The sequence below is a fragment of the Herbaspirillum sp. CAH-3 genome, from assembly GCF_009668275.1.
In the GTDB taxonomy this organism is placed as follows: domain Bacteria; phylum Pseudomonadota; class Gammaproteobacteria; order Burkholderiales; family Burkholderiaceae_D; genus Herbaspirillum; species Herbaspirillum aquaticum.
Map to the genome: position 1 here is coordinate 85,825 of NZ_VSWE01000019.1, position 10,690 is coordinate 96,514.

General features: G+C 63.3%; 9 protein-coding genes. 7 read left to right on the forward strand and 2 right to left on the reverse strand.

Annotation, left to right across the window (positions count from 1 at the left end):
• The first annotated feature begins 13 nt into the window (after nt 1-13).
• Entirely contained in the window at nt 14-757 is a 744-nt protein-coding gene (gene folE / locus FYB76_RS22490; RefSeq protein WP_088756909.1) for a GTP cyclohydrolase I, read from the forward strand.
• Nucleotides 758-759: 2 nt separating this feature from the next.
• Nucleotides 760-1,185, forward strand: a complete 426-nt coding sequence (locus tag FYB76_RS22495; protein ID WP_088756908.1) for a BLUF domain-containing protein — start codon at nt 760-762, stop codon at nt 1,183-1,185.
• An 80-nt stretch (nt 1,186-1,265) separates the two neighbouring features.
• Here FYB76_RS22495 and FYB76_RS22500 read toward each other — a convergent pair whose 3' ends face one another.
• Together FYB76_RS22500 and FYB76_RS22505 are read right to left on the reverse strand one after the other, a co-directional pair.
• Nucleotides 1,266-2,519 (reverse strand): HD-GYP domain-containing protein, encoded by a 1,254-nt coding sequence (locus FYB76_RS22500; protein ID WP_154135121.1) that lies wholly within the window; start codon nt 2,517-2,519, stop codon nt 1,266-1,268.
• A 326-nt stretch (nt 2,520-2,845) separates the two neighbouring features.
• Complete coding sequence (locus FYB76_RS22505; RefSeq protein ID WP_088756906.1) at nt 2,846-4,273, reverse strand: MFS transporter; 1,428 nt, start codon at nt 4,271-4,273, stop codon at nt 2,846-2,848.
• Between the two features lie 248 nt (nt 4,274-4,521).
• On the opposite strand from FYB76_RS22505, the gene FYB76_RS22510 reads away from it, so the two are divergent.
• From FYB76_RS22510 to FYB76_RS22530, 5 genes are all read left to right on the forward strand, one after another.
• Nucleotides 4,522-5,766, forward strand: a complete 1,245-nt coding sequence (locus FYB76_RS22510) for a M20/M25/M40 family metallo-hydrolase (RefSeq protein ID WP_154135122.1) — start codon at nt 4,522-4,524, stop codon at nt 5,764-5,766.
• 217 nt (nt 5,767-5,983) lie between these two features.
• On the forward strand, nt 5,984-7,462 hold the full coding sequence (locus FYB76_RS22515) for a HAMP domain-containing sensor histidine kinase (protein ID WP_088756904.1): 1,479 nt from the start codon (nt 5,984-5,986) through the stop codon (nt 7,460-7,462).
• Entirely contained in the window at nt 7,452-7,955 is a 504-nt protein-coding gene (locus FYB76_RS22520) for a hypothetical protein (protein WP_154135123.1), read from the forward strand. The genes FYB76_RS22515 and FYB76_RS22520 overlap by 11 nt, the downstream gene beginning before the upstream one ends.
• A gap of 71 nt (nt 7,956-8,026) precedes the next feature.
• Nucleotides 8,027-9,409, forward strand: coding sequence for a sigma 54-interacting transcriptional regulator (locus FYB76_RS22525; RefSeq protein ID WP_154135124.1), 1,383 nt, complete (start codon nt 8,027-8,029; stop codon nt 9,407-9,409).
• 232 nt (nt 9,410-9,641) lie between these two features.
• Nucleotides 9,642-9,986: a BON domain-containing protein gene (locus tag FYB76_RS22530; RefSeq protein WP_088756973.1), complete on the forward strand. Its 345-nt coding sequence runs from the start codon at nt 9,642-9,644 to the stop codon at nt 9,984-9,986.
• Nucleotides 9,987-10,690: the final 704 nt, after the last annotated feature.

A 10,690-nucleotide genomic window follows, 5' to 3' on the forward strand; every position in this document is an offset into this window, starting at 1 on the left:
ACTGCCCTTCATCATGGCAACAGACAAGAACCAGGCCGCACCCAGCGCCGAGATTGCAGCGCCCAGCGTGCATGACCAGCTGGTATCGTCCCGCATCCGCCAGCGCATCAAGGCGGCCGGCGTGCGTTTCCACGCCAACGACAATATCGCCGCCTTCATCAAGGAAGGCGAACTGGAGCAATTGCAGGCCGAAGTGCAGTCCAAGCTGGCCGCGGTGCTGGAGAGCCTGGTGATCGACGTCGAGAGCGATCACAACACCCAGGACACCGCCAAGCGCGTGGCCAAGATGTACTTGAACGAAGTCTTCAAGGGCCGCTACCAGGCCGCGCCTCCGGTGACCGAGTTTCCCAATATCGAGCGCCTGAACGAACTGATGATCGTGGGCCCGATCACGGTACGCAGCGCCTGCTCGCACCACCTGTGCCCGATCATGGGCAAGGTGTGGGTGGGTGTGATGCCCAATGAGCATTCCAACCTGATCGGCCTATCCAAGTACGCGCGCCTGCTGGAATGGATCATGAGCCGCCCGCAGATCCAGGAAGAGGCGGTCTCCCAGGCCGCTGACCTGCTGATGCAGAAGCTGCAGCCCGATGGCCTGGCCATCGTCATGGAAGCGGATCACTTCTGCATGCACTGGCGCGGCGTCAAGGATGTGGAGTCGAAGATGATCAACAGCGTCATGCGCGGCTCCTTCCTGCGTGACGCCAACCTGCGCCGTGAATTCCTGGCGCTGATTTCCCAACGTCAACGAGGTTAATCATGCTGGTTCGTCTGATCTATGCAAGCCGCTCGCGCGAGACCATTACCCACGACACCATCGAGGGCATCCTCGCGGCATCGCGCCAGCGCAATCCGCAGCAGGGCATCACCGGCGTGCTGTGCTACAGCGACACGACCTTCGTGCAGGTGCTCGAAGGCGGGCGCGACCAGGTCAATCGCCTGTATGGCCGCCTGCTGCGTGATGACCGCCACCAGGACGTGATCCTGCTGGCCTATGAATCGATCGACGAGCGCCAGTATTCTTCCTGGACCATGGGCAAGATCCGCCTGGACAAGATCAACCGCTCGCTGTTGTTGAAGTATTCGGTCACGGGTGAGCTCAATCCCTACGATGTTTCCTGCTGTTCCACCGTGGCGCTGTTGAATGAGCTGGCCTCGACGGCGGCCTTCGCGCAGCGTGACTGATCCTGCCAGACCGGATCGGCAGCAGATGTGAAAACGGCGCCCCAGGGCGCCGTTCTTGTTTGCGCTGGTGCAGGCTGCGCTTACTGCAGGTCGATGCCGGGCACGTTGCGGATACCCCATTTGGCCGGATCGGCATAGGCCACGATCTTGTCGCTGCCCCGGGCCAGGTCGATGATTTCCGGCTTGAGCGGCATGCGGCTGGTGGTGGAGTAGAACACTTTGATGCGCGGGTTGAGCAGGTGCTCCGGGCGCTGGTCCACCACAACGCCCAGGCGGCCCGATTGCAGGATCACGCAGGAGCCCGTCGGGTAGATGCCGATGGCCTTGACGAAGGCTTCCATGGTGATCGGATCGAAGTGCCCGGCGCTGGCGGCCATGTGGCGGATGGAGCGGGCCGGATCCCAGCCGGCCTTGTAGGGACGGTTGGAGGTGATGGCGTCGTAGACGTCGCATACCGCACCCATCTTGGCCATGATGGAAATGCTGTCGGCCTTGAGGTTGAAGGGGTAGCCGCTACCGTCGATCTTTTCGTGATGGTGCAGCGAGACGTCCAGCGCGGCTTCGCCGATGCCCTCGATCTGTTGGAGGATGCCGTGGCCCTGCACGGTGTGCGAGCGCACCGAGGCAAATTCCTCTTCGGTCAGCTTGGCCGGTTTGTTGAGGATGTCCAGCGGCACGGCCATCTTGCCCACATCGTGCAGCAGCCCGGCCATGCCGGCCTGCTTGATCTGTTCTTGCGTCATGCCGAGCTGGTTGGCCAGCGAGATCATCATGGCGCACACCGCGACCGAATGCATGTAAGTGTAGTCGTCGGTGGTCTTCAGGCGCGCCAGGCTGATCAAGGCATCGGCATTGCGCGAGACCGAGGAGGTGATCTCGGTCACCAGTTCGGCCGCATCCTTGACGTCGACCGTCTTGCCCATGCGCGCTTCGGAGAACATGTTGAGCACGGTGGACTTGGAAGATGAAATGATGCGCGCGGCGCGCTCGCGTTCCACCGCAGTCTCGGTGCGCGTGGCCGGCTTGCGCACGGCCACGGTGGCGCTGGCGCCCTCGTGGGCGATGGCGATCCCGGCGGGAGGGGCGGCTTTATCGTGCCCGTCCTCGTCGTCTTCGTCGGCCTCGTCGTCGATCTCGTGTTCGGGCGCAATGTCGCGGCCCTTGGCCGTGTCGATGGTGACTTCTTCGACCGGGCACTCGCGCAGCGTCTGCAGGTCTTCCAGCGTCTCGATCTTGAAGGACTTGCGCCAGAAAGGATGATTGATCCATCCGCCGGGGATGGAATGGACGTACATGCCCAAACGTAATTGGGTCAAGGCGATGGATTTCAACATATCGAATTCAGGTCTGAGCCTGTCGCTGGTTTCCGTACTGAAAGCGGTTCGATTTCCCTGATGAAATGGACGCCTGTTCTCCGGAGGAAGAGGTCCAGGGATGGTCCGTGAACATCTTCCGACTGACGAGCTATCGTAACAGAATGGCATCGGTTTTACGCGCCTTGTCGTCGTCTTGCCGAGGAATTTTACCTGTCGGCGCGAGGAAGTTTATGTGCGGAAAATGTTTGATCTGAAGATCGTTGCAAAACTGGCGTCTTGCCGAGACAGGCAGCCACCGCCTGAGAATCCGGGCGACGGTGGCTGTGAGGAATGGTGAAAAAAACTTACTTTTTTGATGGCGGGGCGTAAGGGTTGCTGGTGAGCAAACGCAGGAAGCTGGCAATGCAGGCTACGCCGGCAAATGCTGCACCGAAACCGAGGGCAAAGCGTGAGCCCTGGGTCTCCGACAAGTTGAAGCACAGCGCCACCAACGAAGCGCCCACGCTCTGGCCCAGCAGGCGCGCGGTGGCCACGATGCCGGAGGCGCCGCCGCTGCGATGGGGCGGTGCGCTGGTCATGAGCGCCTTCAGGTTGGGCGACTGGAAGAAACCGAATCCCATGCCGCAGAGCAGCATGCGCCAGCTGATCTCCCAAACGGTGGGCGCAGCCGGCATGAAAGTCATCGACAACAGGCCCGCACACAAGAGCGCCAGGCCGACACCGCCGAGGATGCCGACCGGATAGCGGTCCGAGAGCCGTCCGGCGATCGGCGCCATGATGGCCACGGCGACCGGCCAGGGCGTCATGAGCAGGCCGATCTCGACCTGGCTGCGACCCAGGTCATGGTGGAAGAAGAAGGGCAGGGAGACGAAGGCCAGGCCCTGTGCCGCGAAGGAACACACGGCGGTGATGGTCGAGAGCGTGAACATGGGATGGCGGAACAAGTCCACCGGCAGCATCGGTGCCGGGTGCGACAGTTCGCGCTTGAGCAGGAACAGTCCGCAGAGCAGGGCGGCGGCCAGTTCCAGCCCGACCACCTGGGCCTCGGCCTGGTGCGCACCTTCGCCGATGGCCAGGATCAGCAGGCCGAAGGCGGCGGCGTTGAGCACGGCACTGCGCAGGTCGAAGGCGTGCGAGGACAGCGCGGTGTGCGGCAGCGAGGGCAGGGCCAGGATGACGGCGGCCACACCCAGCGGCACGTTGACCGCAAAGAGCCACGGCCAGGGCGCAATGGCGAGGATGCCCGAGGCCACCGAGGGCCCGACCGTGAAGGCGATGGCCACGATGAGCGTATTCAGGCCCACGCCACGCCCGAGCGAGCGGGTGGGGTAGATGAAGCGGATCAGCGCGGTATTGACGCTCATGATGCCGGCCCCGCCCAGTCCCTGCAGGAAACGCGCCATCACCAGCGTGGGCAGCGACCAGGCCACCGCGCACAGCAGCGAGGCGGCGGTAAAGAGCACCAGTCCCCAGATATAGATGCGGCGGTAGCCGATGATTTCACCGAGCGCCGCCAGCGGCAGCAACGCCACCATCATCGCCAGCTGATAGGCGGTGACGATCCACACCGAGGCTGCAGGCGTGGTGTTGAGGTCCAATGCCATGGCCGGCAGGGCAGTGTTGGCAATGGCGGTATCGAGGGTGGCCAGGCCCACGGCGATGCCCAGCGCCAGGATGGCGCGCCCGCGCTGTTCGGGCGGCAAGCCCTCGCCGGCGATGACGATGTGGTGGGCGGGATCGGAAGGGCCGGGAGTGGAAGGCTGCGATGACATGGGGTCGTAGGGTTCTGGCGTAGCAAGCGTGCTGGCGCAAGGCAGGCAAGGCCGCCGGTGGCGCCGCCGCCGCTTGTTGTCGTGGTTGTCTTGGAGGTCCGGGACTGCGCGCGGCCCCGCAGGGCAGCGCCGGTCAATGATAGCGGGGAACGTGCGACTACGCAGGAGGCGGCCATGTGCCGGGCGGCTGCGCTATGATGGCGGTTTGCGCCAGCGCGGCTGGCGACTTTGATCACGGAGTGGCAAGCATGTCCAAACAGCAGTTCTCGGAGCGCCTGTGCGCATGGATCGATCAGCATTTCGAGGAAGAGGTCGCGGTCCTGCAGCAGTTGATCCGCATCCCCACCGATACCCCGCCCGGCAACAACGCCCCGCACGCCGATGCGGTGGCCGAGCTGGTGCAGTCCTGGGGCTGGCAGGCCGAGAAGCACGCAGTGCCCGCCGGGCAGGTGCGCGACTACGGCATGCAGAGCATCACCAACCTGATCGTGCGTCGTCCCTATGGCGACGGCGGCCCGACTCTGGCGCTCAACGCCCACGGCGACGTGGTGCCGCCGGGCGAAGGCTGGACCCATGATCCGTATGGCGGCGAAGTGGCCGATGGCCGCATCTATGGCCGTGCTGCTGCAGTCTCCAAGAGCGACTTCGCCAGCTACATCTTCGCCACCCGCGCGCTCGAGTCGCTGGGCGCCGCACTGCGCGGTGCCGTCGAGCTGCACTTTACCTATGACGAGGAATTCGGCGGCGTGCTCGGCCCGGGCTGGCTGCTGGAGCAGAAGCTGACCCGCCCGGATTACGTGCTGGCAGCCGGCTTCAGCTACAACGTGGTGACCGCCCACAATGCCTGCCTGCAGTTCGAGGTGACCGTGCATGGACGCGCCACCCACGGCTCCATGCCCGAGACCGGCCATGATGCCCTGCAGGCGGCCAATGCCATCCTCAATGCGATCTATGGCGCCTTGCCGGGATTGAAGGACATCCGCTCTTCCATCCCCGGCATCAGCCATCCGACCATGATCGTCGGCCGCATCGATGGCGGCACCAATACCAACGTGGTACCGGGCAAGGTGGTGTTGAAGATGGACCGCCGCATGATTCCCGAGGAAGATCCGGCGCAGGTCGAAGCCGGCGTGCGCCAGCTGATCGAAGACGCAGTGGCCGGCCTGCCGGGCATCCGCGTGGAGATCCGCCGCCTGCTGCTGGCGCGCGCGCTGCGCCCGCTGCCCGGACACGAGAAGCTGGTGGACAGCCTGCTGCGCAATGCCCGGCAGGTCATGGGCGAGACCCTCACCACCAATGGTTCGGCGCTCTATACCGATGCCCGCCTGTATGGTGAGGCCGGTATTCCGGTGGTGCTGTTCGGTGCCGGTCCGCGCACCCTCATGGAATCCAACGCCAAGCAGGCCGATGAGAACCTGGCGCTGGATGATCTCAAGAAGGCCACCAAGGTGGTCGCGCTGATGCTGCTGGATTTCCTCGGCCCGCAGGACTGAGGGCGGCGCGAGCCAGGCGCGCCGGCGGAAATCTTGGCCGGCTGCGCCTGCGGGATTGCTGTGTGGAAATGCGGCCGCATCGCAGGCCGCGCCACAAATGATTACAATGTGTGCCCGCGACAGCGTGGCCGACGTTTCCTGTCGGCATGTTCCGGGCCGGAGGGCTGTGCTGCCATCCGGATAACCAAGCAAGCCTTGTGGGACCGAGATCAATCGCATGTTCAACGCCATCGAGCACACTCATCCGCCCCAGTCGCCGGCCGGCCGCAAGCCCGGCTATCTTGGCCTGTCGTTCCGGCAATTGCTGCTGGCCGCCTTCCTGCTGATTGCCGCGCTCCTGAGCGGCACCTCCATTCACGCCCTGTTCACGCTGGACCGCATGTCGGCCAACAGCCGCGAGACCGCGCGCCAGGCGGTGCAACTGACCGAATCCGCACAGCGCCTGGCCGAGCGCACCGTGGCCATGGAGCGCAGTGCGCGCCAGTACCTGGTGCTGGATGACCCTGCCTTCCATGACCGCTTCACCGAGGCGCGCGAGCAGGCGCGCCAGGCCGTGGGCGAATTGTCGGATTCGCTGCCCATGGCACCGCGCGAGCTCTTCAGCCAGTGGGGTGTGTATGTGGATGAAGCCGCCGGCGTGCTGGAGGGCGAGGCGCGCAAGGACAAGGGCGAGCAGGCCCGCTTGTTCCAGGACTTCGCGCGCCTGCCCGCGCTCAATGAACGCATCGCGCTGGAGAGCCGGCGCGAGGTGGATCGTCGCAACAATGCGCTGTCGGCGGCGCTGGAGCAGCAACGCCAGCTGCTCACCGCCCAGGTGGTCGGCGCCATCGTGCTGGCGGTCTTGCTGGCCTTCTGCTTCGGGCTGTGGCTGTCGCGCCCGATGGCGCGGCTGGAACAGGCCATCGGCCGGCTGGGTGACAACCGCTTTGACCAGCCTATCGACGTGCGCGGCCCGGCCGATATCCGCCGCCTGGGCCAGCAGCTGGACTGGCTGCGCCAGCGCCTGGCCGACCTGGAGGCGGAGAAGTCGCGCTTCCTGCGCCACGTCTCCCATGAATTGAAGACCCCGCTGGCCGCGCTGTGCGAAGGCGCGGCCTTGCTGGATGACGGCGTGGCCGGGCAACTGACCGACAACCAGCGCGAGATCGCCCGCATCCTGCGCCAGAATACCCAGTCGCTGCAGACCCAGATCGAGGACCTGCTGCGCTATAACGAAGTATCCTTCGATGCCCAACGCATCCATCCCGTACCGGTGGACCTGCGCGCGCTGCTGCACAAGGTCGTCGACGACCAGCGCCTGCAATGGCTGGCGCGCGAGCTGAAGGTGGAGATCGAGGGGGCGGCCCGGACCGTGGTGGTCGATCCCGAGAAGATGGCCATCGTGCTGGCCAATTTGCTGTCCAATGCCGTGCGCTTCAGCCCCCAGGGCGGTTTCATCCGCTTCCTGCTCACCGAGGCACCGGGCATGGTCCGCGTGGAATGCCTGGACCAGGGGCCGGGCGTGGCGCCGACCGACGCCGCACGCATCTTCGAACCCTTCTACCAGGGCTTGCACCAGCCCTCCGGTGCCCGCCGTGGCAATGGTATCGGCCTGTCCGTGGTGCGCGAGTACGTGCAGGCGCACAGCGGCAAGGTCTATCTGGTCCCGCGTGAGGGCGGGGCGCATTTCCGAATCGAGTTGCCTGATGAAAAATAAGATCCTGATCCTTGTGGGCTCCCTCGTGCTGGCCGCCTGCGTGGGGCCGCAGCCGTCCGCGCCGACCTCCACCATCCAGCTGGTCCAGTCCACCAGCAACATCGATGAGCTGCTGGCCTACAACGTCCAGTTGCGCAAGATGACGCCGGCCGAACTGGGCCGCGAACTGCAGCGCATCAACGCCTATCCGGCCGGTCCGGCCACCAACGTGCGCCGCGCCATGGCGCTGTCCCTGACGCGCGACGCCATCGACCTAGCCAAGGCCGAAGCCCAGCTATGGAACGTCATGGCCGATCGCAGCGTCGAAGCGGAGAAGCTCAAGCCTCTGGTGCAGTTGTTGGTTGGACATTATTCCGACCTGCGCCGCGTAGCCGACAGTGCCGAGAAGTCCTCGGTGCAACTGAAGGAAGCGCAGCGCAAGGTCGATCAGCTCAACGACAAGCTGGAAGCGCTCAAGAACATCGAACGGACCCTGCCGGCTGGCGGCAAGTAATTTCACTCCCCGACGACCGGGGAGGCCGCCATCGGGTCGGGCCCGTTCCCTTTATTGGAACTGGAGTCCCGATGGGAAAGACTGCCCCCCTGATGCTGGTCGACGATGATCCCGACCTGTTGCGATTGCTCACACTGCGCCTCAACGCCAGCGGATACCGCATCCTGGCCGTGGAAAGCGCCGAGGCCGCCCTGGCCCAGCTGGCCATTGCGTTGCCGGCGCTGGTGATCACCGATGTGCGCCTGCCCGGCATGGATGGGCTGGCGCTGTTTGCCGAGATCCGCAGCCGTTATCCGGCCTTGCCGGTGATCCTCCTCACCGCGCACGGCACCATTCCCGATGCCGTCGAGGCCACCACCCAGGGCGCGTTCGCCTATCTCACCAAGCCGTTTGACGGGCATGTGCTGCTCGACAAGGTGGCCCAGGCGCTGAGCCTGTCCGCTCCCGCCCAGGAGGCCCCGGACGAAGCCTGGCGCGCCGACATCATCAGCCGCAGCCAACGCGTCGATGAGCTGCTGGCCGAGGCGCGGCTGGTGGCGGCCTCCGACGCCAGCATCCTTATCCGCGGCGACAGCGGCACCGGCAAGGAATTGCTGGCCCGCGCCATCCATCGCGCCAGTCCGCGTGCCGACAAGCCCTTCATTGCCGTCAATTGCGGCGCCATTCCGGAGCAGTTGCTGGAGTCCGAACTGTTCGGCCATGTGAAAGGCGCATTTACGGGCGCTGTAGAGCATCGTGAAGGTTTGTTCCAGGCGGCGGAGGGCGGCACCCTGTTTCTCGATGAAATCGGCGATATGCCGCTGGCCTTGCAGGTCAAGCTGTTGCGGGTACTGCAGGAAAAGAGCGTGCGCCAGGTCGGCGCCAACCTGGCCGCCGAGGTGGACGTCCGGGTGATTTCGGCCACGCACCGCGACCTGGAGGCGGCCATGAACGAAGGGCACTTCCGCGCGGACCTGTATTACCGCCTCAATGTGGTCACCCTCAGCCTGCCGCCGCTGGAAGAGCGGCGCGAGGATATCGCCCTGCTGGCCAATCATTTCTTGAAGTCCATTGCCGCCAAGTATCCAAAACGATTGACCGGGTTTGCGCCCGATGCGCTGGAAGTCTTGAGCCTGGCCCATTGGCCGGGCAATGTGCGCCAGCTTTATAACGTGGTGGAGCAGGTGTGTGCGCTGTCGACGGCACCGCTGATCCCGGCTTCCCTGGTCCAGCGCGCCCTGCGCGTGCCGACGCTGGATCTGCTGCGCTATGCCGAGGCCAAGCAGAAGTTCGAGCGGGATTACCTGGTGCGCTTGTTGAAGTTGACCGATGGCAATGTGTCCGATGCGGCCCGGCTGGCCGACCGCAACCGCACCGAGTTCTACCGGCTGCTGCAGAAGAATGGCCTGGACCCGCGCCGCTTCCGGGGAGGGGAAGAGCCCGTCGTGCTGGAACGACAGGACGGAGTCGTTTGAAATCAAGGACTTGCGAGCAGCAGGGATACACGTTGTCGGGCGAGGCCGACGGAAATGGCGGTTTTGTTTGCTCATCCATGGCATGACGGCGCGTGGTGTCCGCTGTAAGTCATTGATTTCATTTGGGAGTTGAAGGGGTGGCACGTCCTTTGCGATAGGGTGTGTCAGCGTTGCCTATATATATGAAGCGTTGGGCAACACCAGGATCACCTCATTGAACAAGGAGAACGCCATGAATACATCTTCACTCGCAGCGCGATTGCTGGCCGCCGCCATCACGATGGCCGCTGCCGCCCCTGCCGTCCACGCCGCGGATGCGGGCAGCGCCAGTGCGCCGTCTGCCCAGAAGGCCGGTGCCTATATAGACGACTCGGTCATTACTGCCAAGGTGAAGGCGGCGCTGGTGGAAGACAAGCAGATCTCTTCCATGAAGATCAAGGTCAGCACCAAGGATGGGGTGGTGACACTGAAGGGATCCGTGCCCAGTGCGGAGCTGGGCCAGCATGCCTTGCAGCTGGTCGCCGGCATCGAGGGTGTGCGGGATGTGAAGAGCGACCTCACCGTCAAGGCAGGTTGAGCAGCATCTTCAGAATGGAACAATATTCGCTAATTATTTGAATCATTTGTAGCAGTAAAAGAGAAACCGGGCCGTCCCGTCAGGGATGGCCCGGTTTCTCTTTGTTTTTGGCGGGGCTTGCCAATACCGCTGTACGCCAAGCTGGGCAAGGCTTTGCGGGGTAGGGTAGGCGGCTGGGAAACTATCCTTCTAAATTATTTTCGATTATTTTTCAAAAAGTACTTGCGCGGTGGGTAGGGCGTTGCTATAGTTCGCCCCCTGCTGACGCGACACACGAAGCGAAGTTGAAAAACAGAGCGACGGATGTGGGCGAAGCAAAGAGTAGTGAAGCAGGTTGTAAGGCGTTTTAAATGGAAGTAGTCGAGCGGTAGTAAAAGCGAAGACGAAAAAATTTAAAACGAATCGCAAAAAAGTAGTTGACGCGATAAACAAACTGCTACATAATCTCGTTTCTCTGCTGCTGACGAACAAAACGATTCGCAGCGATGCAAACAGCGCCAAGCGCGTTTGCGGCAGACAAGATCTTTAAAAATTAACAGCCGATAAGCGTGGGCGTTTAATGAAGTGCGACAGAACTTCGGTTCTGGAAACTTTAAATATTAAATGCTCACAAGAAATATAGGTAAGTTCGCAAGAAATTACCTGTCAGTATTTTGAGAGAGCGATGCCCTTCGGGGTAGCCAGAAATGGCACAAAACAGAGAT